At 64.6% G+C, this 24,233-nt stretch carries 19 protein-coding genes; 7 read left to right on the top strand and 12 right to left on the bottom strand.

Annotated elements, in window-relative coordinates:
* Positions 1 to 26 precede the first annotated feature (26 nt).
* The 6 genes from glgX to imuA all read right to left on the bottom strand — a co-directional run bounded on the left by glgX (position 27) and on the right by imuA (position 11,188).
* Positions 27 to 2,123: a glycogen debranching protein GlgX gene (gene glgX, locus AB4Y34_RS22975; RefSeq protein WP_368717287.1), complete on the bottom strand. Its 2,097-nt coding sequence runs from the start codon at positions 2,121 to 2,123 to the stop codon at positions 27 to 29.
* Positions 2,113 to 4,608, bottom strand: a complete 2,496-nt coding sequence (locus AB4Y34_RS22980) for a glycogen/starch/alpha-glucan phosphorylase (RefSeq protein ID WP_368717288.1) — start codon at positions 4,606 to 4,608, stop codon at positions 2,113 to 2,115. The genes glgX and AB4Y34_RS22980 overlap by 11 nt, the downstream gene beginning before the upstream one ends.
* 287 nt (positions 4,609 to 4,895) lie before the next feature.
* Entirely contained in the window at positions 4,896 to 5,852 is a 957-nt protein-coding gene (locus AB4Y34_RS22985) for an SOS response-associated peptidase family protein (protein WP_368717289.1), read from the bottom strand.
* 47 nt (positions 5,853 to 5,899) lie between these two features.
* Positions 5,900 to 9,049: an error-prone DNA polymerase gene (locus tag AB4Y34_RS22990; protein ID WP_368717290.1), complete on the bottom strand. Its 3,150-nt coding sequence runs from the start codon at positions 9,047 to 9,049 to the stop codon at positions 5,900 to 5,902.
* Between the two features lie 32 nt (positions 9,050 to 9,081).
* Positions 9,082 to 10,551 (bottom strand): DNA polymerase Y family protein, encoded by a 1,470-nt coding sequence (locus AB4Y34_RS22995; protein WP_368717291.1) that lies wholly within the window; start codon positions 10,549 to 10,551, stop codon positions 9,082 to 9,084.
* Positions 10,481 to 11,188, bottom strand: coding sequence for a translesion DNA synthesis-associated protein ImuA (imuA, locus tag AB4Y34_RS23000; protein WP_026228047.1), 708 nt, complete (start codon positions 11,186 to 11,188; stop codon positions 10,481 to 10,483). The genes AB4Y34_RS22995 and imuA overlap by 71 nt, the downstream gene beginning before the upstream one ends.
* Positions 11,189 to 11,272: 84 nt before the next feature.
* Here imuA and AB4Y34_RS23005 point away from each other — a divergent pair, with 84 nt between their 5' ends.
* From AB4Y34_RS23005 to dctA, 4 genes are read left to right on the top strand one after another with little or no spacing between them, the layout of a single operon-like run.
* Entirely contained in the window at positions 11,273 to 11,557 is a 285-nt protein-coding gene (locus AB4Y34_RS23005; protein WP_368717337.1) for a hypothetical protein, read from the top strand.
* Positions 11,558 to 11,587: 30 nt separating this feature from the next.
* A complete protein-coding gene (locus AB4Y34_RS23010) occupies positions 11,588 to 11,995 on the top strand; it encodes a GFA family protein (RefSeq protein WP_176377953.1) in 408 nt (135 codons plus the stop codon).
* Between the two features lie 57 nt (positions 11,996 to 12,052).
* Positions 12,053 to 13,021, top strand: a complete 969-nt coding sequence (locus tag AB4Y34_RS23015) for a LysR family transcriptional regulator (RefSeq protein WP_176377952.1) — start codon at positions 12,053 to 12,055, stop codon at positions 13,019 to 13,021.
* The gene (gene dctA / locus AB4Y34_RS23020) at positions 13,018 to 14,325 is read left to right on the top strand and encodes a C4-dicarboxylate transporter DctA (RefSeq protein WP_368717292.1); all 1,308 of its coding nucleotides are present in this window, start codon (positions 13,018 to 13,020) and stop codon (positions 14,323 to 14,325) included. Before AB4Y34_RS23015 ends, dctA begins: the two co-directional genes overlap by 4 nt.
* 40 nt (positions 14,326 to 14,365) lie before the next feature.
* Here the strand turns inward: dctA and AB4Y34_RS23025 are convergent, their stop codons facing one another.
* The 6 genes from AB4Y34_RS23025 to AB4Y34_RS23050 form a co-directional block, all read right to left on the bottom strand.
* Complete coding sequence (locus AB4Y34_RS23025) at positions 14,366 to 15,148, bottom strand: substrate-binding domain-containing protein (protein WP_368717293.1); 783 nt, start codon at positions 15,146 to 15,148, stop codon at positions 14,366 to 14,368.
* A gap of 43 nt (positions 15,149 to 15,191) precedes the next feature.
* The gene (locus AB4Y34_RS23030; protein WP_176365802.1) at positions 15,192 to 16,487 is read right to left on the bottom strand and encodes an MFS transporter; all 1,296 of its coding nucleotides are present in this window, start codon (positions 16,485 to 16,487) and stop codon (positions 15,192 to 15,194) included.
* Positions 16,488 to 17,005: 518 nt separating this feature from the next.
* Positions 17,006 to 17,416 (bottom strand): GFA family protein, encoded by a 411-nt coding sequence (locus AB4Y34_RS23035; RefSeq protein WP_368717294.1) that lies wholly within the window; start codon positions 17,414 to 17,416, stop codon positions 17,006 to 17,008.
* Positions 17,417 to 17,592: 176 nt separating this feature from the next.
* Complete coding sequence (locus AB4Y34_RS23040; RefSeq protein ID WP_176108846.1) at positions 17,593 to 17,907, bottom strand: high-potential iron-sulfur protein; 315 nt, start codon at positions 17,905 to 17,907, stop codon at positions 17,593 to 17,595.
* 91 nt (positions 17,908 to 17,998) lie between these two features.
* Positions 17,999 to 19,273, bottom strand: a complete 1,275-nt coding sequence (locus tag AB4Y34_RS23045) for a c-type cytochrome (protein WP_368717295.1) — start codon at positions 19,271 to 19,273, stop codon at positions 17,999 to 18,001.
* Between the two features lie 119 nt (positions 19,274 to 19,392).
* Positions 19,393 to 21,120 (bottom strand): methanol/ethanol family PQQ-dependent dehydrogenase, encoded by a 1,728-nt coding sequence (locus AB4Y34_RS23050; RefSeq protein WP_176377946.1) that lies wholly within the window; start codon positions 21,118 to 21,120, stop codon positions 19,393 to 19,395.
* A 438-nt stretch (positions 21,121 to 21,558) separates the two neighbouring features.
* Between AB4Y34_RS23050 and AB4Y34_RS23055 the strand changes: the two genes are divergently transcribed.
* From AB4Y34_RS23055 to pqqD, 3 genes are all read left to right on the top strand, one after another.
* The gene (locus AB4Y34_RS23055; RefSeq protein ID WP_368717296.1) at positions 21,559 to 23,544 is read left to right on the top strand and encodes a sigma-54-dependent Fis family transcriptional regulator; all 1,986 of its coding nucleotides are present in this window, start codon (positions 21,559 to 21,561) and stop codon (positions 23,542 to 23,544) included.
* Between the two features lie 213 nt (positions 23,545 to 23,757).
* Positions 23,758 to 23,832: a pyrroloquinoline quinone precursor peptide PqqA gene (gene pqqA / locus AB4Y34_RS23060; protein ID WP_083788695.1), complete on the top strand. Its 75-nt coding sequence runs from the start codon at positions 23,758 to 23,760 to the stop codon at positions 23,830 to 23,832.
* An 82-nt stretch (positions 23,833 to 23,914) separates the two neighbouring features.
* A complete protein-coding gene (gene pqqD / locus AB4Y34_RS23065; protein ID WP_176365808.1) occupies positions 23,915 to 24,196 on the top strand; it encodes a pyrroloquinoline quinone biosynthesis peptide chaperone PqqD in 282 nt (93 codons plus the stop codon).
* Positions 24,197 to 24,233: the final 37 nt, after the last annotated feature.

Raw genomic sequence — 24,233 nt, forward strand, 5'->3', positions numbered from 1 at the left:
CGACAGACCGGGTGATTTGGGTAACTTCAGCTCGCTTCTTCCAGGACCACGACACTGCGCGCTTCCACCCGACATTGCTCGCTTTCGATGACGCCCTGCTGCGCAACTTGCACGATGTCATGCGGACTGTCGCGCGCGGTATCGACGATACGCCGCCAGTGCCGCGCGTCTGGCGCGGGCAACTCGACCGTGCGCGCGCAATCGCTCATGTTGAACACCATGTGCAGTGCCGGCTCGCCCGGCTTTTCGCCGCCCAGCGTGACGGCGAGAAGCCGCGCGCCGGCATCGTGCCAGCCGGGCTCGTTCAGGCGCTCGCCATGCCATGCCACATCCGGCCGCGTTTGCCCGGGCGGTGGCCGGCCGGTCAGGAAATTTTGCCGGCGCAAACTTGCGTGGCGCATGTGCAGCGCAATCAATTCACGCACGAAGCGCGACATGGCCGAGCCGGTTTCAGTGGGTGTCCAGTCGAACCAGCTGAGCGCGTTGTCCTGACAATAGGCGTTGTTGTTGCCGCGCTGGCTGCGCAGCACCTCGTCGCCGGCGAGCATCATCGGCACGCCCTGGCTCAGGAACAGAATGGCCATCAGGTTGCGCGCCTGGCGCAGCCGCAGCCCGAGAATCGTCGGGTCGGAGGTCTCGCCCTCGGACCCGCAGTTCCACGACAGGTTATTGGAGCTGCCGTCGCGATTCCCGTCGCCATTGACCTCGTTGAGTTTCGTCTCGTAGCTCACCAGATCGATCAGCGTGAAACCGTCGTGGCACGTGACGAAGTTGATGCTGTTGTCGGGCAGCCTGCCGCCGTCCGCATACAGGTCCGAACTGCCCGCGATGCAGGTGGCGACCTCCCCGATCAGGCCCGGGTCGCCGCGCACGAAACGGCGAATCACGTCCCGATAGCGGCCGTTCCACTCGGCCCACGCCATGCCGGGAAAGGCGCCGACCTGGTACATGCCGGCGGCGTCCCACGCTTCCGCGATCAACGGCACGTGCGCAAGCACACGCGAAGACTCCATCGCCCAGGGCAGCGGTGGATCGGCCATCAGCTCGCCGTGCTGGTCGCGCGCGAAGACACTCGCCAGATCGAAGCGGAACCCGTCGACGCCCAGCTCCTCCACCCAGTATTCGAGGCAATGAACGATGAACGCCGTCACCAGCGGATGGTTGCAATTGACCGTGTTGCCGCAGCCGGTGTAGTCCCGATAGCGACGCCGGTCGGTCTCGTCGAGGTGGTAGAAAATATCGTTGACGAGGCCCTTGAAGTTGATGACGGGCCCCGTCTCGCCGGCTTCCGCCGTATGGTTGAACACGACGTCGAGCAGCACCGCGATGCCCGCGGCGTGCATCGCGTCGGTGAGCGCGCGAAACTCCTGCGGCGCGCACGCGGGGTCCAGGCAGTAGCGAGGATGCGGGCTGTAGAAGCTATGCGTGCTGTAGCCCCAGTAGTTGATCAGGCCGAGGGCTGCCGTCCCGGGCGGAACGTCCTGCTCGTCGAAGGCCATCACCGGCAGCAGCTCGACGTGGGTCACGCCGAGTTGCGTGAGATACGGAATCTTCTCGATCAGGCCGGCGAAGGTGCCGGGATGCTGGACGCCGCTCGACGGATGACGCGTGAAGCCGCCCACGTGCAACTCGTAGATGATCGCGTTGTCGAGGCCGCGCGAGATACGGTTGGGGGGCGCGTGCAGCGGTTCCGTCACGATCGCGCGGTGCGTGGCGTGCGCGGCGGGGTTCGGGTTGCCGGCCCCACGCCGTGTCCACAGAACGTCGCTGACCGCGCGGGCATACGGATCGAGGAGTTCGCGTTCGGGATCGAACGCGAAGCCGCCGGTCTGCGTATCGCGCGGACCATCCACTCGCCACGTGTAGTGCGTGCCGAACGGCAGTCCTTCCACCATCACATGCCAGAAGAAGAAGGTTCGATTCTCATCGGTACAGAGAGGGATGATCTGAAACGGCTCGGGACTGTCCGCGGCCTCGTACAGCAATAGCTCGACGCGCGTCGCGTGGCGGCAGAAGATGCAGAAATTGATGCCCCCGGGCACGGCGCTGACGCCCGTCGGAAACCGCGAGCCGGGGCGAACCGCGTGAGCACGCAGCAATGCCGTTTCAGGGTCATTGGTCAAGGGTGATCCTTATCGGACAGATCCTCCAGATCTTCTTGCAGTATTCGCCGATGGCCCGGTCGGAGGAGAACTTGCCCGAGCGCGCGGTGTTCAGGATCGACATGCGGGTCCAGCGCCGCGTGTCCTGCCACGCGGCGCTGACGTCGTCCTGACGCGCCACGTAAGCGGCGTAATCGGCGAGCACGAGAAACGGGTCCGCGTGCAGCAGATTGTCGATGAGCGGGCGGAACATTTCACGGTCGCCGCGCGAAAAATGACCGTCGGCGATCAGTTGCAGCACTTCGCCCAGTTCCGCGTTGTCCTTCACGTAGTCCGCGGGGTGATAACCCGCGCGTTTCACTCCTGCCACTTCGTCGGCGGTCAGGCCGAACAGGAAGAAGTTTTCGTCGCCGACTTCTTCGCGGATTTCGACGTTGGCGCCGTCGAGCGTGCCGATCGTCAGCGCGCCGTTCATCATGAACTTCATGTTGCCGGTGCCAGACGCCTCCTTGCCGGCCGTCGAAATCTGCTCGGAGACATCGGCGGCGGGGTACATGAAGTGGGCATTCTTCACATTGAAGTCCGGATAGAACACGACCTTCAGCCGGCCGTTCACCACCGGGTCGTTATTCACGACTTCGGCAATGCCGTTGATCAAACGGATGATCAGCTTGGCCATCACATAGCCGGGCGCGGCCTTGCCGCCGAAGACGAAACAGCGCGGCGTCAGCGCGAGTTGCGGATCGCGCAGCAGGCGCCGGTACAGTGTGACGATCAGCAACGCGTTCAGATGCTGCCGCTTGTATTCGTGGATGCGCTTGACCTGCACGTCGAACAGCGCGGCAGTATCGACGCCGATGCCGGTGACGCGGCGAATATGCTCGGCGAGCACCTCCTTGTTCGACTGCTTCACGCTACGCCAACGCTGCTGGAACGCGGCGTCGTCGGCATAGGCTTCGAGCTTGCGCAATCGCGCGAGATCCGTGACCCAGCCAGCGCCGACGGTCTCGTCGAGCAGCCGCGCGAGCCCCGGATTGCAAAGCAGCATGAAACGGCGCGGCGTGACGCCGTTCGTGACGTTGTGAAAGCGCTCGGGCCACAATTCGGCGAAGTCCCGCAGCACGGTCTGCTTGAGCAGCCCGGAATGCAGTTCGGCCACGCCGTTGATCGCGTGGGCGCCGACGGTCGCGAGATGCGCCATGCGCACGAGCTTGTCCGCGCGCTCGTCGATCAGCGACATGCGTGCGAGGCGCGCTTCATCGCCCGGAAAGCGTTGCCGGACCTCGTCGAGGAAACGCCGGTTGATCTCGTAGATGATTTCGAGCAGGCGCGGCAGCAGGTTGCGCATCAGCGGCAGCCCCCAGGTTTCGAGCGCTTCGGGCAGCAGCGTGTGATTGGTGTATGCGAGCGCGCGCCGCGTGATGTCCCAGGCCTCGTCCCACGGCAGCTCCTTGTCGTCCACCAGTAGACGCATCAGCTCGGCGACCGCGATCGACGGGTGCGTGTCGTTCAGCTGCACGTTGAACAGATCCGCGAAGTGTCCGAGCGGTTCGCCCTTGATTTCGAGCAGGCGCAGCATGTCCTGCAGCGAGCACGACACGAAGAAGTATTGCTGCGCGAGACGCAGGCGCTTGCCGATCTCGGGCTCGTCGTTCGGATACAGCACTTTCGACAGCGTCTCGGAGATGACCTTTTCGTTGACGGCCTCGTAATAGTCGCCGGCGTTGAAGTCCTGCAGGTCGAACGACTCGACCGCTTCGCTTTTCCACAGCCGCAAGGTGTTGCAGGTGTTGACGCGATAGCCCAGCATTGGGATGTCGCACGCTACGCCTTTGACCTGCCGCGTGGGGGTCCAGCGCACACACAGATGCCCGCGTGCATCGGTTTCGTTGTGCGTGCTGCCGCCGAAGCCGACGTAGTACGCCACCTCGGCGCGCACGATCTCCCATGGATTGCCTCTTTGCAGCCACTTGTCGGTGGTTTCGACCTGCCAGCCGTCGCGAATCAGCTGGTCGAAGATGCCGAATTCGTAGCGGATGCCATAGCCGATGGCCGGGATTTCCAGCGTCGCGAGCGAATCCAGATAGCAGGCCGCGAGCCGGCCCAGCCCGCCATTACCGAGCCCCGGTTCCTCCTCGATCTCGAGCAGCATATCGAGATCGACGCCTAGCGAGGCCAGCGCTTCACGCGCGTTGGCCTCGATGTCGAGGTTGGCGAGGTTGTTGCCGAGTTGCGGGCCGATCAGGAATTCGGCGGAAAGGTAGCAAGCTACGCGCGCATCGTTGACGGCGTAGGTCTGGACGGAGGCTGCCCAGCGCGCCAGCATGCGGTCGCGCACACTGTAGGCGAGCGCCATGTACCAGTCGTGCGGCGAAGCGATGGCCGGATAGCGGCCGAGCAGGCACAGCAGATTGTCGAGCACGCCGCGCTGCAGCGCGGCGGCGCTCAGGCCGGTGCGCGCCGCATCCGTGCTTTGCGGCGTGGTAGTGGTGGGAGCGTCATCCATGGAGCTTTCCCCCGGTGCGTGCTGCGCGTGAGGTTCAGAAGGGCCAGACCCAGTCGGCGACCTCGGCGCGGTCCGTGGCGTGCGTATGCGCATGGTGCAGGTGGTGGGCGCGTTGCGCAGGCGCTTCGATGATTGACGGGGTCCGGATCGCACCTGTTCGCGACCCTCTGCGACCGGGTATTTTTTGCCAGCCGACGAAGATTCATAACGCAGAATATGTTACTGCGCGAAGATTGCAAGGATGATCCGGCACCGTATTGCGCGGCCTGGAAAACCGCATGTTGTATTCAGGCCGCGATCCGATGTTCGTAGAACGGCCGGTCCCGATCGTCGAGAATCGCGTACAGCGCTGCCAGATCGTGCGGATCGGGATTCAACCACGCGTCGATATGCTCGGGCTTGATCGGAATGATGCAGCGATCATGGCCGGCGGCGGCAACCTCGGGCGGCGGATCATCGGTGATGGCGGCGAAGGACAATAGATCGGGCTCGCCTTTGCCGCTCCAGCGGGACCATAAGCACGCAACCAGCATGTCGTGGGGCGGGTTGGGGATGAACTCCAGCCGGACATTTTCATCCTTGTCGCCGGGCGCGAGTTCACGGCCTTCCATCCGCGCGCGAGATACGTTCTCATAGAACGAACTGGCCAGCACGAGTCCATGCGAGTAGCCGAATAGCGTTTTCCAGAAACCTTCGAGACTGTCCCGGCGAGCGTTGTACGTGCCCGGATAGCGGATGTCGTGCGATGCGGGCTTGCCGGCGAGGCGGCACTGATAGCGCATCGGCTTGACCACGCGCTGGCCGTTTTCCATCATCATTACCGGCGCGTAGTAGCCTGGAAAGATGCGCGAGTCGGCTGCTTTGGGATCGACCCGGCGGAGGTCGTCGAGCCGTTCGAGCGTGCGGTCGATCTTGTCTTTGGCGATCCGTTGGCTCTCGGTCGCCGCCTTGGTGACTTTGGTCTGCAAGGAGCGCTCGGCATCGGCGAAGCGGGTGCGCTGTTTGAACAGTTCCTGTTCGAGCTTCACGGTCTGCTGCGACCGGAAGCGTTCGATCAGCGCCCAGACTTCCCGTTGCGCGTCGGACTGCGGTTCCGAGAACGCGTCTTCCATCGCTTTGGGAATCTTCGCCTGATTGTCTTCGCGTTCGAAGAAAAGCCGCGCGAATTCCTCGATGCTCATCTGCGCGCCGAACATGCGAACGTAGCGCCGGTAGTCCGCCACGATCTGAGCCGAATAGCACATGGATGCCCCCGTTTGCTGTTCCGATGATACGCATTCGCGCGCTCGCGTCAGCAGAAGTTTCTGCTCGTCGTTTGCAACTTGCCCAGCAGATTAGACATATCGACGAGCCGCTGCGCGACGAGGTGCCGTACTTCTCCCTGACACTGCCACGTGCCGTACACGGCGAGCAGCGTGGCGCCCAACGCTTCCTTGCGCTGTTTTTCGAGCAGGCCCGGCCAGATGATCACGTTGACGTTGCCCGTCTCGTCTTCGAGCGTGACGAATACGACGCCCTTGGCCGTGCCGGGTCGCTGACGCACCGTCACCAGTCCACAGGCGCGCGCGAGGCGGCCGTCGCGATAGGTCCGCAGCGTCGCGGCCGGCATCAGCCGGTTCGCGAGCAACTGCGGCCTGAGCAACTCCAGCGGATGGCGGTTCAGCGTCAGGCCGAGCGAGCGGTAGTCGGCGACGATGTCGTGCGCTTCGCTCGGCGCGCCCAGTTCGGGCGTTTCGTCCTGAGTCGCCGCGGCCGCGAGCATATCCTTGTCCGGCACCGCGACGACCGACTGCCACAGCGCTTCGCGGCGGTTTCCCGCGAGCGCCGCCAACGCATTCGCATCCGCGAGCGCATGCAGGTCTTTGCGGTCGAGCTGCGCGCGGCGCGCGAGATCGTTGACGCTCGCGAACGGACGCACCGCGCGCGCGTTCTCGATCCGTTCCGCGGCGCCGTCCTTCATGCCGCGCAGCAGCGAAAGACCGAGCCGCACGGCGGGGCGCATCGCCCCCGCACGCGGTTCGAGCGAGGAGTCCCAGCCGCTCACCGTCACATCGACCGGCAACACCGTGACGCCGTGCCGCTGCGCATCCTGCACCAGTTGCGACGGCGAATAGAAGCCCATCGGCTGGCTGTTCAGCATCGCGGCGAGAAAGGCCTCGGGTTCGTGACATTTGAGCCAGCTGCTCGCATAGACGAGCAGCGCGAAACTGGCCGCGTGACTTTCGGGGAAGCCATATTCACCGAAGCCCTTGATCTGCTCGAAGATCGCCTCGGCGAAGGCCTCATCGTAGCCGCGCTCCTGCATGCCGAGCACGATGCGGTCATAGTATTTTTCGAGCCCGCCCTTGCGTTTCCACGCGGCCATCGCGCGCCGCAGCTGGTCGGCTTCGCCGGCCGTGAAGCCGGCTGCGAGAATCGCCACCTGCATCACCTGCTCCTGGAAGATCGGCACGCCGAGCGTGCGGCCCAGCGCGGTCTTCAACGCGTCGCTCGGATAGGTGACGGGCTCGAAGCCCTGGCGGCGCTGCAGGTACGGATGCACGGCGCCGCCCTGAATCGGACCCGGCCGCACGATCGCGACTTCGATCACGAGGTCGTAGAACGTCTGTGGCCGCATGCGCGGCAGCATGCTCATCTGCGCGCGCGATTCGATCTGGAACACGCCGACCGTATCGGCGGCTGAAATCATCGCGTAGGTCGCGGGATCTTCAGACGGAATGTCCTGCATTTCGAAACGTTCGCCGCGCTGTTCCGACACGAGGTCGAGTGTGCGCCGGATCGCGGACAGCATGCCGAGCGCGAGCACGTCCACCTTCAGCAAGCCCAATGATTCGAGATCGTCCTTGTCCCACTCGATCACCGAGCGGTCGGCCATCGCCGCGTTTTCCACCGGCACGAGCCGCGTGAGCTTGCCGCGGCTGATCACGAAGCCGCCCGAATGCTGCGACAGATGGCGCGGAAAGTTCAGCAGCTGCGCGGCGAGCTTCGCCCAGGCCTGAATCAGCGGCTTGTCCGGATCGAGCCCGGATTCCGCGAAGCGCGCGAGCAGATCCTGGCGGCCATCGAACCAGTGATGCGACTTCGCGACCGCATCGACGATCTGCGGATCGACGCCGAGCGCCTTGCCGGTTTCCCGCAGCGCGCCACGCGGACGATAGGTCGACACCGCCGCCGCGATCGCGGCCCGGTCGCGGCCGTACTTGCGATAGATGTACTGGATCACTTCTTCGCGCCGCTGGTGCTCGAAGTCGACGTCGATATCGGGCGGCTCGCCGCGCTCCCTGCTGATGAAGCGCTCGAACAGCATGTTGCCGCGCGCCGGGTCCACTTCGGTCACGCCGAGGCAGTAGCAGACCGCCGAGTTCGCGGCCGAGCCGCGCCCCTGACACAGAATGTGCTGGCTGCGCGCGAAGCGGACGATGTCATAGACGGTCAGGAAATACGGCTCGTACTGCAGGTCCGCGATCAGTTCGAGTTCGTGCTCGATCTGCTGCTGCACGTGATGCGGAATTCCGGCCGGAAAACGCCGCTGCGCGCCGATATAGGTCTCCTGACGAAGATACGAGGCCGGCGTATGGCCGGCCGGCACCAGCTCGTCGGGATACTCGTAGCGCAGCTCATCGAGCGAAAACGTGCAGCGGCTCATGATGTCGACCGTCGCGGCCAGCGCGTCTTCCGGGTACAGGTTGGCGAGCCGCAACCGCGAGCGCAGATGCTGCTCGGCGTTCGGCGCGAGCTCATAGCCGCACTCATGGACCGGCTTGCCGACCCGAATCGCGGTCATCGTGTCTTGCAGCGGCTTGCGCGAGCGCACGTGCATCACGACTTCGCCGAGTGCGACGACGGGCACGTCGCGGCTCTTCGCGACGAATTCGACCGCGCCGCGATGCATGTCGTCCATCGCGCGTTGATGCAGCACGAGACCGACCCATGCGCGGCCGGTGAAGGTTTCGTCGAGCCATTCGACCTGCGCGTCGAGCGCGTCTTCGCTGGCCGGGAAATCCGGCACCAGAATCGCGAGGCAGTCGGGCATGCCGAGCAGGTGGCGATATTCCTTCTCCGGCCGCGACAGATCCTGCGGCGTGAGCCGGTATTCGCCCTTGGGCGCGCGCATGCGCGCGAGCGTGATCAGCTCGGACAGATTGCCGTAGCCGTTGCGGTTGCGGGCGAGCAGGATCAGGCCGAAGGCCGGCGAACCATCGGCATTGACGAGCCGGAAATACGAACCGACGATGAACGGCAGCTTCGCTTCCTTCGCCGCGACATGCGCGCGCACGACTCCCGCGAGCGAGCATTCGTCGGTGATCGCGAGCGCGGAGTAGCCGAGTTGCGCGGCACGCTCGGCCAGTTCCTCAGCGTGCGACGCACCGCGCAGAAACGTGAAGTTGGAAAAGCAGAACAGCTCGGCATACGCCGGCAGCATCGTGAAGGTGGTGTCCATGGCCGTTCATCCGCGCATATCAGCCGCGCCTGTCAGCCGAACAGGCCATGAAGGAACCAGCGTTGCTCTTCTTCCGCGTCGCGGCTGCTCACGCGTTCGCGGTAGATCCAGTAGCAGCTCTGGTCGTCCGCCTGCGCGACGAAGTAATCGCGCGTGACGAGCTCGCCGTCGAACCAGCCGCTCTCGATACGCTCGCCCGGCGACACCATGCGCAACGGCGAGCCATAGAACGGACGGTGCTGGCGCATCAACAGACGCACCGGCGTGTCGAGCATCCACGTCGGGCGCGGCAGATTCTGCGGCAGCGGTTCGGGTTTGACCGGCTGCGACACCGGCAGCCAGCGGTTCGCGATCTCCGGGCGATGATCGGCGCTCGGCGCGGGTTTCAGCACGTTCTCTTCGCCGAGCCGCGCGACCAGCAGTTCGAGCAGCCGCTCGTGATCTTCCTTCGAGCCGCCCGGTTCGGGAAAGAGCGTCGCGGACGCGGGCGCGGCCGACTCGACGTTCGATGCGTCGAGCCGCAACGCAATCACGGGCGCGGCGAGCTCGATGCGATGCAGCCGTTCCTTCAGCAGCCGCATCAGATGTTCTTCGCGCCAGGTCGGCTCGCCGAGCGCGATGTCGATCGTGGTCGGCTCAATCGCATTGCGGCCGCGCTCGTGTTCGAGCGACAGGCGAATGCCGCTGACCGCGAGCTGCTTCGCGCACAGCCATCCGCACAGTTGCACGACGAGCCGCTGCGCGCCGAATGCCGCGCCGTCCGCGTGTTCGAGCCGGTCCGGCATCTCGATGCGCGCCGAGAACGTGGGCGGCAGTTCGAGCCAGTCGAACAGTTCGGGCGCGGTCCCGAACGCGCGGTCGAGCGAGTCGAGCAGATGTTCGCCGCAGCGGCGCTGCAAGCCGGCGCGGGGCAGGCGGCGCAGATCGGCGATGCGCTCGCAACCAAGGCCCGTGAACCAGTCGGCGAACGGGCGGACTTCGGGCACGGCGAGCATCGGCAGCGCTGAGAGGCGCTGTTCGAGCGACGCGAGCTTCAGCACGCGCCGGTTGCCGAACTTCGCGAGCAGCCACGCGCCCTGGCCGGTCGGCGCGGCGCTGATGCGCGCGGTGAAGCCGAGCGCATCGAGGATGGCCTTGGCGTCGCGGCACAGCGCGAGCAGGCCGCCGAAGAGCCGCAGACTCGCGCCGATCTCGACGACCACCGTCGCCTCATCGAGCAGCGCGACTTCGGGCGAGAAGCGCATCAGCGCGATCCCCACCTCGCGATGGGCCGCCGCCTCGCGGCCGCTGTCGCGCTCGTACATCTCGGTTTCCGGCGACAGCGTCAGCACGCCGCCGCGCTTCATGCCCGCACGCACGCCCGCCGAGCGCGCGGCGGGATCGGCCATGACCACCTTGTCTTTCTCCAGCACCGCGCAGCCATGCGCGGGCTCAGGCGACCACTTCGGTCTGAAGACCTCGAGCGGCAACTTTGGCAGATGAACGGCGAGAAAGACGCGCATGTCGGGAAAGCAGAACGGGGGTGGGTTGAAGGGGAATCGACAGGGGCTCTGCGCGAGCGGGCCCTCGTCGTTTCACGATGTCGATGGTGAGACCCTCGGCCGATGGCCTGAGCGCGAGCCGCAGCAGCGCGGGCGACGCGTCCTGCGCGGTGGCGAGCGGCCGCACCATGATGAACAGCGTCTCCGACGACTGCGCGGCCAGATGCAGGCGGCGCAGCGACGACGCCTGCGCGTATTGCGCCCAGAAGATCAGCGCGCCGCAACTGCCGGCGCGCAGGATCTGCTCGGCGGACCACAGCGCGTCGGCGGTTTTCGGCGCATTGATGCGCAGCACCTGCTGCAGCGACAGGCCGATGTAGTTGAGCCCGAGGCCGTCCGGCGTGTGCGGCGGCTGCACGAAGGCGACCGGACGCTCGCCGACGGCGCTGAGCGCCGGCTGCAACAGCCGCAGTTCGCCGACGCCGGCCTGCTGCACCAGCAGATCGACCAGCGCGCCGAGCGGCCAGCCGCCGCCGGGCAATTCCGCCGACAGGGCCGGATAGCCGGTATCGACGCTGCGGCCGCGGCCAGCGCCAAGCTGGGACGCCCGCCACAAGGACGGGTGAATGGCTTCCGGTGCTGGCAGGGCGGTTGTCATTTGCGAAAATACCTGTATGGATATACAGTATCCTACATCGTTTTTAAGATATGGCGAAGAGGCACTTTTTTCGGGAGCGGATGAATTGACATGCGAGTGCGCAAGCCGGCCGGGCATCCGATGCCCGAGATCGCGGCGTTCGTGGCCGAATTGAAGGCGGTGTTCGGCGAGCCGGGCATCGATGAAGCGATTCGCCGCGGCAAGGCGGGCGAGCCGAGCTTTTATGCGCGGGAAAACGGCCGCTCGGTGGGAACGGCGCGGCCGGCCGAGGCCAACGTCTGGCGCGTGGATCGCGCGGTGCGCGACCGCCATTACTGCGAGGGTTGCGACGGCTCGTGTGTTGGCAGCGCGAAGTCGTGCCGTCCATAATTGCAGCGGCCCTCGACCTCGGAGAACCCCATGCTGCGCACGTACCTCGGAAGCTGCCATTGCCAATCCGTGAAGTTCGAGGCTCGCATCGATTTCGACAAGGGCACGTCGAAATGCAATTGCAGTTATTGCAGCAGGCTGCGATTCTGGCACGTGCAGGTTCGCCGCGAGGACTTTCGTCTGCTTTCGGACGAAGCCGCGCTCAGCGAATATCAGGGGAAAAATGCGGTCGCGCATCATCCGTTCTGCCGGCGCTGCGGGGTCCATGTATTCGATCGGATCGATATGCCGAACGGCACGGGGTATCCGTATATCAACGTCAATATCATGTGCATCGATGAACTCGATCTCGATGCGGCGTTGAGTGCGCCCGTGATCTATCGGGATGGGTTGCACAATGAGTGGGGTAATCCGCCCGAGCAAACGCGGCATCTTTGATCGCCGCGTCTCCTGAATAATGCAAAATAATCGGTTTCCAAGATGCGGAGACCGGTCGTGGGCGTCAACTTCGACTTGAACGACTTGCAGGCGTTTCGCGCGGTGGTGGAGCTGGGCAGCTTCCGCAAGGCCGCCGAGGCGGTGAGCATTTCCCAACCGGCCTTAAGTCGTCGGATCGACAAGCTCGAGGAAGCGCTCGGCGTGCGTCTCTTCGAGCGAACCACGCGTAGCGTCACACTCACAACTGTCGGCCGCGTGTTCGCCCCGAGCGCAGAACAACTGCTGGATGACCTTGACGTCGCACTGCTCGGCATTCGCGATGTTTCATCGAGCCGCCTGGGTCATGTGACTATCGCGTGCGTGCCATCGGTGGCGTACTACTTTCTGCCGGGCGTCATCGCGAGCTACCATCGCCGCTTTCCACGCATCCGGGTCAAGCTTCTGGATGCGAGCGCCAACGAGGTGCTTGGCGCCGTCATCAGCGGCGAGGCTGATTTCGGCGTGAGCTTCATGGGCAGTCAAGAGTCCGAGATCGAGTTCAAAGTCCTGCTGCAAGAGCGGTTCGTTGCTGCTTGCCGCCGCGATCATCCCCTCGCACGCAAGAAGCGCGTGACCTGGACCGAGCTTTACGAGCACGATTACGTCTCGGTCGACAAGACTTCCGGCAACCGTCTGTTGCTCGACCAGGCGCTCTCGAGCGTCGCGCCACGTGCGCCGAGCGTCTGCGAGACGCGACACGTGACGACCATGCTCGGGTTAATCGAAGCGGGGCTCGGCGTCGCCGCCGTGCCGTCGATGGCCATGCCCGGACATGACCACCCGATCCTCACGAGCGTGCCGCTCGTCGAACCGGTGGTGAGACGACGCGTGGGAATCGTAAGACGGCGCGGACGGCCGCTCACACCGGCCGCCCAGGAGTTTCATCGGACGATCATCGAGATGAAGCGCGCCGGAGCCGCAAGCGGTGATGCCGTGGGCAATAACGTAACGGCGACAGTCAAGACAGGAAGGAAGTCCGCATCGTGAGGTTGGCAAGACCGCTTCGTCCGCTCTATGTGCAAGTCCTGCTGGCCATGGTGCTCGGCATGATCCTCGGCCATTTCTGGCCGGCAACGGGCGCGCTGCTCAAGCCGCTCAGCGACGCGTTTCTCGGGCTCGTGCGGATGATGGTCGCGCCGATCGTCTTCTGCACGATCGTCTCGGGCATTACGTCGCTCGCCAGCGGGAAGGCCATCGGACGCACGATCATCCGGGCGCTGGCGCTTTTTTATTGCCTGACGGCCGTCGCGCTCGTGTTCGGACTCGGCATCGCGTTCGTGCTGCGACCCGGCGCGGGCATGCACATCGACGTACATCATCTCGATTCGAGCATCCTCGCGCAATATGCGAAGCACGCGCAGGCGGGCGGACTCGTGGCGTTCGGGTTGAGCGTGATCCCGGAGACGATGCTCGGGGCCTTCGAGAAGGGCGAGGTGCTGCCGGTGCTGCTGCTCTCGCTGCTGTTCGGCTTCTCTCTGAATTCATATCCGCAGGCCGGCCGGCCCGTGCTGGCGCTCATCGACGGCGTCGCCCAGATCCTGTTTCGCGTCCTCGCGACGATCATGCGGCTCGCTCCGCTCGGAGCGTTCGGCGCGATGGCGTTCACGGTGGGCCGCTTCGGCATCCGCTCGGTCGGCTCGCTCGGCATGCTGATGGTGTCGTTCTACGTCGCATGCGTGATGTTCGTTGCGCTGGTGCTCGAGCCGCTTGCGCGGCTGCACGGTTTCGCGCTTTGGCGACTTCTGCGCTACATGCGCGAGGAATTGCTCATCGTTCTCGCGACATCGTCGACGGAGCCGGTGCTGCCGCGTTTGATCGGGAAGCTGGAGGCGCTCGGTTGCGACAAGGGCGTCGTCGGGCTCGTGCTGCCCGCGGGCTATTCGTTCAATCTGGACGGCACCGCGATCTATCTGACGCTCGCCTCGATGTTCATCGCTCAGGCGTGCGATGTGCCGCTATCGGCGTGTCAGACCGCGACGATGCTCGCCGTCATGCTGCTCACTTCCAAGGGCGCGGCCGGCGTGTCCGGCAGCGGGCTGGTCGCGCTCGTCGCTACGCTTACGGTGATTCCGGACTTGCCGGTTGCCGGGGCGGCGCTGCTGGTGGGCATCGACCGCTTCATGTCCGAGGCGCGGGCGCTGACGAGCGTCATCAGCAACGCGTGCGCAGTGATCTTCGTTTCGATGTGGGAAGGCGCGTGCGATCGAGCACGTCTCGCACAGATGCTCAGGGCGCCCGAGCCAGCCCGCCCGGACGTCGCGAATGATCCCGCGACAGACGCCTTGCGGTGACGTGAATGCTGGCTGAGACAAGCCTTCCCGTGTTTCTGCCTCAATGCGCCGGGACGGAATCGAGCCCGGTCGATTTCACTTCCGCTTGCACATCGGGTGAAGCAAGATAGTCGAGAAGCGCTTTCGCTTCCTTCGGATGCCGCGCACCGACGGGAATGCCGGCGGCGAAACGCGTGACGGACTGCAGAGACTCGGGAATCTTGCCGACGAACGTGGCGCCCTGGACGGGCAGCAATTCGCTCACCTGCTGGAAGCCGATTTCGTAGTCCCCGTTTGCCACCACCGACGCCACCGGAATCCGCGGGATCATCTTCGCCTTCGACCTGACCTGATCCTCGATGCCCAGCTTCCTGAACAGCTCTCGCTCGATATAGACGCCGCTCGCGCTGTCCGAGTAGGCGATCGACTTCGCCCGCAACAGGGTCTGCCTGAGGCCCTCGGGGGAGCCGATGTCGGGCTTCACCGCCCCTTCGCGCACGACCATGCCGATGCGCGAATCGGCCAGCTCTACCCGCGATCCGGGGATGACCTTGCCTTGCTTGATCAGCTCGTCGAGTGCGTAGCCGACCATGATGACGGCGTCCGCGGGCTCGCCGCGCTCGAGCCTGTTGGGGATCGCTTCGGGCGATTTGCCCATCGAGGGCCCGAGCGAGGTGTCGAGCGTGTTGCCAGTCTGGGACGCGAACCTCGGGCCGAGCACCTTGTACGCGGCGGTGAAGCCGCCGGAGCTCATGACGTGCAGGTCGGCGGCCTGCACGTTCGCCGCAGCGGCCGAGCTTGCGACGAGCGCCGCGGCGCAAAGTTTCAGAAGCAGATTTTTCATGGTGATGGTCGTGTGCGGTTGCGATGGATGCGGGGCAAGCGCATCAGTGCGCCGGCGTCAGCGTGACTGCGCGGCGGCGATAGAGCGCGAACGTCGCCAAAAGCGCGCACGCTGCGGCGAGGCTCATCCAGTATCCGGGCGCGGCCTTGTCGCCAGTCATATGAATGAGCGCCGTCGAGATCGCGGGCGTGAAGCCTCCGAACACGGCCGTCGCGAGGCTGTAGGCGAGCGAGAACCCGGCAACGCGCACCTGCACCGGCATCACTTCCGTGAGCGCGACGACCATCGCGCCGTTATAGATGCCGTACATGAACGAGAGCCAAAGGAGGACGAGCAGCATGTTGACGAAGCTCGGCGCGTGAGCGAGCAGCGACAGTGCCGGGTAGGCGGTCGCGATGGCGAGCACCGTCATGGCGACGAGGAGCGGCCGGCGGCCGAGCTTGTCGGAGAGCGCCCCGCCGATCGGCAGCCACACGAAGTTCGATACCCCGACACACAGCGTCACGAGCAGGCTGTCGGCGGTGCTCAGGTGCAGGACCGTCTTGCCGAAGGTCGGCGCGTAGACCGTGATGAGGTAAAAGCTCGTGGTGGTCATCGCCACCAGCATCATGCCTGCGACGACGACGGCCCAGTTCTGGACCAGCGTGCCGAATACTTCCTTCATGGTCGGACGATGCTGGCGCGCCTTGAACTCCTGCGTTTCTTCCAGATTGCGACGCAGCATGAAGATGAACGGCACGATCATGCAGCCCACGAAGAACGGCACGCGCCAACCCCACGCTGCGATGGCCGATGCGCTCAGCCACTGATTGAGCCCGAAGCCGAGGCCCGCGGCGACGACGATCGCCACCTGTTGGCTCGCGGACTGCCAGCTCGTGAAAAACCCTTTGCGGCCGGGCGTGGCCATCTCGGCAAGATACACCGACACGCCGCCCAGCTCCGCGCCCGCCGAGAAGCCCTGCAGCAGCCGTCCGAGCAGCACGAGCGCGGGCGCCAGAAGTCCGATCGTCGCGTAGCCCGGTACGAACGCGATCAGGATCGTGCCGCTCGCCATGATGGAAAGCGTGACGATGAGGCCCTTGCGGCGGCCGACGTCGTCGATGTAGGCGCCCAGCACGATCGCGCCCAGCGGGCGCATCAGGAAGCCGGCGCCGAAGACGGCGAACGTCATCATCAACGAGGCGAACTCGCTGTGGGCGGGAAAGAAAACGTTGGCGATCTGCGTGGCGTAGAAGCCGAACAGGAAGAAGTCGAACTGCTCCAGGAAATTCCCGGCCGTTACACGGAAAACCGTGGCGGCCTTCGAACGTCCGGTGGAAAGGTTAGACGAGGGGTGCATCGAGGTGTCTCCTGAGATCTTGAAAAGACGCGGTGGTCCGGCCGATTGTGATTTTGGAAATATTGGCCTGGAGGCGGCCAAACGATAAGTGCAACTTTCGGAACGATTGATGTTCTGCCGTTATCAATCGCGGCGGCTTTGCATGCGACCAGTGCTGCGCTTCGTTCGCAGCAGGTGCGAGCGAAACCCGCATCATCGAGCGCGTTCTTATGGCAGCGGGAATCAACGGCGACGTGTGTCGTGCAAAAGATGCGTTGGTGCGCAGCGCCGCGAACGTAACTCGAGCTCGCAGCCGGATGCGCTGATAGGAACGGCGTCACGCGCTTGTAGGTTCTTCTTCTAATGCGCTGTTCTTTTGAACCGTTTTCCCGGGCGTCTGGTGACACATAGTTGCGCAAGAAGACCAGGAGTAGAAGTGCGATTTTTGGAAGCATTGATGCATGGGCGTTATCAATGCCAATGCTGCGACCGCGTGAAGGCAGGCCTTGATGAGGCCGGTTTCCCTGCAATTGCGCCGGTCAGGGGGCTCTTCGCGAATGGTCGGGCATGTCCGGCAGGTGGGCGTCCAGTCGATGGCGTTCCGATGTGAACTGAGCGAACTCGGGGTTGAATCTGGAAGGATCATCGAGCGTGCCGGCGTAGAGCGTCACGATCTCCGGCGCGTGATGCGGCGTACCGAATAGCAGGCTGCCGCAATGAGGGCAGAAGTTGCGCGTCGTCGGCATTCCGCTGCCGCCGATCTTCGTATAAGGCCTGATTTCACCTTCGAACGAAAAGCTGGCGGCTCTCACCACGACGACCGGCAAACCCGCGGAACCGGAAGCGCGCTGACAATCGCGGCAATGGCAGATGAGTTGCGCGAGTGAATCACCGTGAGCTTTGTATTGCACCGCGCCGCACAGGCAGCGCCCCGTCCAGGGAGTTGACATCGATCTGCTCCGGTTCAAATGTTCTCGCTGTTGGTTCGGGAGACCAAGAATACATGCGGCGGACAGTAGCTTAGCAGAGCTCCAACGTCGTTCAGCAATCGCATCGAATCAGCGAGCGAAGCGTCGGCAGATCCGTCGCGCGTGCGCCGTTTCGCGTCGCACCCACGGACCAGCGCTCAAGCTCGTGGCGCATAGACGTTGCACCAGCCTTCAGCGGCAACGGATTTGCCGGGGAACATCGGGCACGGTCCGGCGGCCTCACCCGCTGCGCCGGTATAGAAACGACAGTTCGCGCAGGTCTGGCCCGCGTGGTACTTGGGGAACTTCGCGGCGTCGACGCTGCTCGCTTTCGCACGATAGCCGAGCGAGCCGGCCGTGGCGTCGTTTTCATCGACGGGCGGCGGCGCGGCGAGCGCGAGGTCGGCGCTGGCGAGTGCGGCACACAGGCCCGCGGCCTGGAGAATGAAGTGTCTGCGATTGTGAGAGACCATGATGATGTCCTGAGAAAAGAAATGGGTCGGCCATGCCGCATCTCATTCGATCGAAGCGGCATGGCGTTGCAATGCAGTCCGATGCAACGTGTCAGTGGCGCAGTCCGGCGTTCAGCGGCGTGGTAGAGGATTGCGCGGCCTGCGCGGTCAGCTTCGCGTTGCCGGTGTCGTAGCCATTCGTATAGAGCAGGAAGGCCATCAGATCGGCGTACTCCTCGTCGCTCATCTTGCCGGGATGGTCCGCGGGCATGTTGGTCGACATGTACTGATAGATGCCGCCGATCGTCAGATGCGAGTTCGCCGCTGGCGCGAAAGCCGGTCCGATCAACGAGGGCGCCGTGTTGCCTTCGAGCTTTTCGCCGTGGCATTTCGCGCACGAATCGGCATATAGATGTTCACCGTGGGCGACCTGATCGTGATCGAACGATGGTGCCTCGGTCGTCGCCGCAACCTTGATGAAGCCGCCGGCGGCCGGCATGCCGCTCACACGCCATACATTCGCACGCGGCGACGGCTGCGTCGGGCCGTCGAGATAGCGTGCGGGACTGCGCACGAGGCTCGCGCGAGTGGTCGCCGAAACGGTCGCGATGGTGGCTGGTAACGCCCAGTTGCGCGTCAGCGCCGCGAGCCGGCCATCGCTGCGCAAGCGCGCGAGCGCGCCGTCGATGCGCTTTTGCAACTGCTGCGTGCCGGGTCCCGACGCGAACACGAGATTCCAGTCGGCATAGGGCGATTCGGCGAGGGCGACGTCGAAGTGCTGCTGCGGATGCGCACGCCGATATGCCACCACGGCCGGGTACCAGACGATCGCGCGCTGGGCGCGTCCTTTCGCGACGGCGTCGACGGTCAGCCTGGAGGTGGTTTCCAGATCGAAGCGCGCGTTCTTCTGCTCGACCGCGATCAGTTGCGACGGGCTCGACCAGGTGGCAGCAATCGTGATCTTGCCGTCCGGTGCCGCGACGTTAGTGTTGGCCGCATGGGTGTCGCGCAGCGTGACGCTGACATAGCCGGAATGCAGATAGCCCTGGGAAAAGAGTAGCTGGGAGTCGGAGCCGTCGGCCACGCTCGAACGCGGAAAGCCCGCGATCACATCGCAGTCGCGCTGGAGCGATTTCGACAGCTCGCGAGCGGAGATGCCGTCGTCGCCGCCGTTGTCGTCGATGCCGCGCGACGCGAACGTCGCGGCGATGCCCGCGGTGCTCAACACCGCGCGAGCAACGGACTTGTCCAGCTCGGCCGAAGGGCTGCCGGGCATCGTGCATACGCGGACGCTGGATGGCGTCTGCGCCGCCGCATGGACGGCAACCTGCGCGGCGCCGGCGACGAGCGCGCTGGCGAGGGCAATCTGAGTGAGTCGAATGTTCATGATGGTGCGTTCCTGTGATGGCGGGAACACCGCGCCCGCCTGAACTGCGTGCGGGCGCGGAGAGACGCAGCTGCGAGAGTCGGAGGTGCAGAACGATGCGCGTGCGGTGGCTGCTATGCTCAGCCGCGATCGAGCGCGAACACATACAACGTGCCGCCGCGCGGAACGTCCTTCGCGACGTCGGCCATCGGGCCGCCCCAGATCGGGTTCGCGCCGCCGTAGCCCGCGAGCACGGCCACGTATTCCTTGCCGTCGACTTCGAACACGGAAGGTTGCGCGACGATGCCGCTCGCGAGTTGCGGGCTCTCCCACAGCACCTTGCCCGTCGTCACGTCGAACGCGTACAGATGGCCGTCGAGCGAGCCGCTGAAGGCGAGCCCGCTCGCGGTCGTGGCGACGCCGCCGTTCCACGGCATTTTGGTCCAGTGACCCCACAGCTTCTTGCCGGTATTGACGTCGATGGCCTGAAGCTCGCCATAGCCCTGGCTGCCCGGTTCGGGCTGAATCTCGAAGCCTTCGCCGAGGTAGGGCAGGCCCTCCATGTAGCTGACCGACTTGCCGGACAGGCTCATGCACGCATGCAGCGATGGCACCACCGCGATGTGCCGCTCCGGATCGTAGGAGGTCGACCACCAGTTCTTGCCGCCGAGAAAGCTTGGGCAGGTGTTGATCGTCGTGCCGGCCTTCGGAAACCGGCTGGCGTCCTGAACCGGTTTGCCGTCGGCGCTGTAGCCGGTCACCGACAGTGCCTTGACGAACGGCTCCGCGTAGATCAGCTTGCCGGTCTTGCGGTCGATCGCGTGGAAGAAGCCGTTGCGGTCGGCATGGATGATCGCGTCATACGGCTTGCCCTTGTAGCTGATGTTGGCAAGCACCGGCGTGTTGACGCCGTCGTAGTCCCACGTGTCGTTGTTCGTGTACTGGTAGTGCCACTTCAGCTCGCCGTTTTTCGGGTTGAGCGCGAGCAGTGAATCGGAGTACAGGTTGTCGCCCGGACGCAGCGCGGCGAGCCACGGCCCCGGATTGCCGACGCCCCAGTACAGCGTCTGCGAGGCCGCGTCGTAAGTGCCGGTCAGCCACGCCGCGCCGCCGCCATGTTCCTGCATGCCGTCGGGCCATGTGTCGCTACCTTTCTCACCGGCACTCGGGATCGTGTAGCGCTTCCAGATGATCGAGCCGTCGTCGGGATTGAGCGCGGCGATATAACCGCGAATCCCATACTCGCCGCCCGACGTGCCGACGACGATCGCGCCATCGAGCGCGAGCGGTGCAAGCGAGAACGCGTAGCCGAGACCCGGCTCGAACATCTGCTTCTTCCACACGAGGTTGCCGCGCTGCGCGTCGATCGCGGCCACCTCGCCGCTCAGCATCGCCACGTAGACGTTCTTGCCATACAGCGCGACGCCGCGATTCACGACATCGCAACAGGCGGTCTTGAACGATTCCGCGCCGAGCTTCGGCTCGTATTTCCACAGTTGCGTGCCGGTTTTGACATCGAACGCATAGACGTTGTCCTTGGGTGTACTGACGAAAAGGAACCCGCCGTTGACGATCGGAGTTGCTTCGAATCCCTGCTTGAGTTCCGCGGGGAAACGATAGCTCCAGGCCTGCTTGAGACCGGCGACGTTCGATGCATCGATCTGCTTCAGAGGGGAATGCGACTGGCCGCTATAGCTGCGGTAATAGGTGAGCCAGCCCGGGTCGCTTTGCGCTTGAGCGAGGCGCTCGTAGGTCACGGCGGGATAGTCCGGGGCGGCGCCTACCGGAGTCACGTTCAGTGCCATCGCGATCGCGATGCTCGCTCCAAGGACAGCCAGCCGGCCAGCGGCGGGCGAACGGTTCTTCATGGTCGTCTCCTGAGTGTTTGTCGATGCAGTGCCGGGAGAGGCGTCGCCCCTCGTTCCGTGTCGTCGATCCGGATGCGATGCCGTTACCGCAAGTCGCATGCCATTTTTGTGAGCGAGTCCGAAAGGGCGGCGCGCCTGAACGTGCTGCGGCATATATCGCTTGCGTGGCGTTCCATCTGTTGCATCCCGGTACAACGCCGCGCGATGGAGTGTTGAGAAACAGCACAATTGCGGCGCTCGCGCACATCGCTCGGGGCGAGGGCGACGCCAGCAGCGCGGGTCGAGCGCCACTCGGGGTGACTCCGCATATCTCAACGCGCATCGATTTGCGGTAATACAGCCTCTTCGCTTCGCCACCGTCGATGAAATGAATGGCCCGGAGCTTGCTTAAGAGAACGGAGAAAAGTCTGGCAAGGTACCAGGCTCTGGAGGGAGACAATGCGCGATGACGTTCATCCGGCCGTGGCTCAGACGGCCGTCCGGTCCAATGACTTTCCCGCGCCGGCGATTCAGAAAGCGCACGAACGGTCCGAAACGTTTGGCCTGTGCGCATCGGCGCGGCCGGAGTACGAGGTTCTTTCGAACGCGGGACTCGTGCTCAAACGCGAGCAGAACCGGGTGCTGTGCGCGCACGCGATGCCGGTGATGGAGACGCTGCGCGAGCAGATCGCCAACACGCAAAGCATGATCGTGCTGACCAATGCGGAAGGGCTGATCCTGCATTCGATCGGTGACGACGATTTTCTCGCGCGCGCGGAGAAAGTCGCGCTGCGGCCCGGTGCGAACTGGGCCGAGGACCGCCAGGGCACCAATGCGATCGGTACGGCGTTGGCCGAGCGCTGCGCGATGGTCGTGCACGGCGACCAGCATTACCTCGCGGCAAACCGCTTCCTGACCTGCTCGAGCGTGCCGATTCTCGATCCGTATGGTGACGCGATCGGCGTGCTCGACGTGACGGGCGACTACCGCAGCTATCATCAGCACACGATGGCGCTCGCCAAAATGTCGGTGCAGATGATCGAGAATCATCTGTTCACGACCACCTTTCACGAAACGCTGCAAGTGTCCTTCCATAGTCGTCCGGAGTTTCTCGGCACGCTGATGGAAGGCATCGTCGCGTTCACGAGCGACGGACGTTTTCTGTCGGCCAACCGCAGTGCGCAGTTTCAGCTCGGCATGCCGCTCGCCGGGCTGCGGGCGCATACGCTGTCGTCGTTGTTCCAGACCACCAGCGCGCAACTGATCGATCGTGCGCGCGCGAGCCTCGACCCGCACCTGATGCTCAATCTGAGCAGCGGCGCGGTGGTTTGCGCGCGCGTGCAGTTCAGGCGGGCGTCGCTGGCCGAAGGCAGCCGCCCGGTCGCCGTGCACGAGGGCGCGCGGGCGGCGGCGCGCGAGGAGCCGCCGCAGACCGTTGCCGGGCTTTCACGTCTGAGCTATCTCGACACGGGCGACCCGCAGATCGCCGCGGTCATTGCGAAGGTCAAAAGAGTGATCGGCAAGGACATTCCGATCCTGATCAATGGCGAGACCGGCACGGGCAAGGAACTGCTCGCGCAGGCGATCCACAACGATTCGCCGCGTCACGCCGGGCCGTTCGTCGCGGTCAACTGTGCTTCGATTCCCGAGACGCTGATCGAATCCGAACTGTTCGGCTACGAGGAAGGCGCATTCACCGGAGCGCGGCGCAAAGGCGCAATCGGCAAGCTGCTGCAAGCGAACGGCGGCACGCTGTTTCTCGATGAGATCGGCGACATGCCGTATTCGCTGCAAGTGCGGCTGCTGCGCGTGCTGCAGGAACGCGTCGTCAATCCGCTCGGCTCGACGCGGAGCATAGCGGTGGACGTCGCGATCATCTGCGCGACGCACCGTGACCTGCGCGTGATGATCGCGCAAAACCGCTTCCGCGAGGATCTCTACTACCGGCTCAATGGCCTCGTGGTGCGTCTGCCGCGTCTGCGCGAGCGGACCGATCTCGCGGTCGTGATCCAGAAGATGTTGCTGCGCGAATCGCTCGCGAGCGCGAGCGGGCAGCCGCTTCACGTCGCGCCCGACGTGATGGCGATGTTCGAGCGCTGTCCGTGGCCGGGCAACTTCAGGCAGCTCGGCAATCTGCTGCGCACCGCGGCGGCCATGGTCGACGCGGACGGCGAGATCCGGCGCGAGCATTTGCCCGATGACTTCTTCGATGACCTGCGCTATGGCGTTGCGTCGAGCGGCGCGGCGGATACGCGAGGCGCGGGCAATGCGTCCGTGACGGAGTGCGCGCGCCTGCAGGACGTGACCGTATCTGCGATTGCCGCGGCGCTCGCGCGGCATGGCGGCAACGTTTCGGCGGCGGCGCGCGAGCTCGGCGTGTCGCGCAACATGATCTACCGGAAGATGCCCGCGGTCGAACCGGGACGTACCGTGGACGACTTTTGAGCCCATCGCGCCATTTTCATCGGCGCTTCTGTTTCGCTCACGTGCTGTCGCACCGCTGTTGCATCCCGCAGCAGTGGTGCTCCAAAAATCAACACCGCCCATCTCCCGAATGCCCGCGCCTCGCACTACGACATCGGCATATCCTTTGCTTTGAAGGGAGCGGCCGCGCATCGAGTGCGGTTTTTCATCCAATCGCAAACAAGGAGACATGCCATGCAATGGATTACCCCGTCGTATGCCGAAGTGCGTTTCGGCTTTGAAATCACGATGTATATCGCCAATCGCTGAGCGGGCTGCGGCGTGCCGCCCGGGCTGCACGTAGGGCGCCGCGGGCGGCGCAACGAACGACCATGAACACACTGGGAACGCAATGAACACGCGTGACTCGGATAGCGGCGTGCCGCTGCGCCCCCGCCTGCGAAGCGTCTTCCGCCTGCAGTGGGAAGCGGCGCAGGACGCCTACGTGCTGCTCTATGCCGAAGGGATGGTGAAGCTCAACGCTAGCGCCGGCGCGATCCTCGCGCGTTGCGACGGAGAACACGAGCTCGACGACATCATCGGCGAACTCGAACGGCTTTTCGGCACGTCCGAACTTGCGCCCGACGTCTACCGTTTTCTCGATCACGCGCGGCTGCGCGGCTGGCTGGATTGACCAGCCCCAGGACTTTGTGCTCGTTGCCCGCAGGTTC

This window comes from Paraburkholderia sp. BR10954, assembly GCF_040965775.1.
GTDB lineage: Bacteria > Pseudomonadota > Gammaproteobacteria > Burkholderiales > Burkholderiaceae > Paraburkholderia > Paraburkholderia youngii.

Excerpts from the sequence above, each read along its gene's own strand:
- AB4Y34_RS23025 (WP_368717293.1), bottom strand. The coding sequence starts at position 15,148 with ATGAAAAATCTGCTTCTGAAACTTTGCGCCGCGGCGCTCGTCGCAAGC.
- AB4Y34_RS22990 (WP_368717290.1), bottom strand. The coding sequence starts at position 9,049 with ATGGACACCACCTTCACGATGCTGCCGGCGTATGCCGAGCTGTTCTGC.
- imuA (WP_026228047.1), bottom strand. The coding sequence starts at position 11,188 with ATGACAACCGCCCTGCCAGCACCGGAAGCCATTCACCCGTCCTTGTGG.
- AB4Y34_RS23055 (WP_368717296.1), top strand. The coding sequence starts at position 21,559 with ATGCGCGATGACGTTCATCCGGCCGTGGCTCAGACGGCCGTCCGGTCC.
- AB4Y34_RS23050 (WP_176377946.1), bottom strand. The coding sequence starts at position 21,120 with ATGAAGAACCGTTCGCCCGCCGCTGGCCGGCTGGCTGTCCTTGGAGCG.
- AB4Y34_RS23035 (WP_368717294.1), bottom strand. The coding sequence starts at position 17,416 with ATGTCAACTCCCTGGACGGGGCGCTGCCTGTGCGGCGCGGTGCAATAC.
- AB4Y34_RS23030 (WP_176365802.1), bottom strand. The coding sequence starts at position 16,487 with ATGCACCCCTCGTCTAACCTTTCCACCGGACGTTCGAAGGCCGCCACG.
- AB4Y34_RS22985 (WP_368717289.1), bottom strand. The coding sequence starts at position 5,852 with ATGTGCTATTCGGCTCAGATCGTGGCGGACTACCGGCGCTACGTTCGC.
- AB4Y34_RS22995 (WP_368717291.1), bottom strand. The coding sequence starts at position 10,551 with ATGCGCGTCTTTCTCGCCGTTCATCTGCCAAAGTTGCCGCTCGAGGTC.
- AB4Y34_RS22980 (WP_368717288.1), bottom strand. The coding sequence starts at position 4,608 with ATGGATGACGCTCCCACCACTACCACGCCGCAAAGCACGGATGCGGCG.
- AB4Y34_RS23040 (WP_176108846.1), bottom strand. The coding sequence starts at position 17,907 with ATGGTCTCTCACAATCGCAGACACTTCATTCTCCAGGCCGCGGGCCTG.
- AB4Y34_RS23045 (WP_368717295.1), bottom strand. The coding sequence starts at position 19,273 with ATGAACATTCGACTCACTCAGATTGCCCTCGCCAGCGCGCTCGTCGCC.
- pqqD (WP_176365808.1), top strand. The coding sequence starts at position 23,915 with ATGAACACGCGTGACTCGGATAGCGGCGTGCCGCTGCGCCCCCGCCTG.
- AB4Y34_RS23010 (WP_176377953.1), top strand. The coding sequence starts at position 11,588 with ATGCTGCGCACGTACCTCGGAAGCTGCCATTGCCAATCCGTGAAGTTC.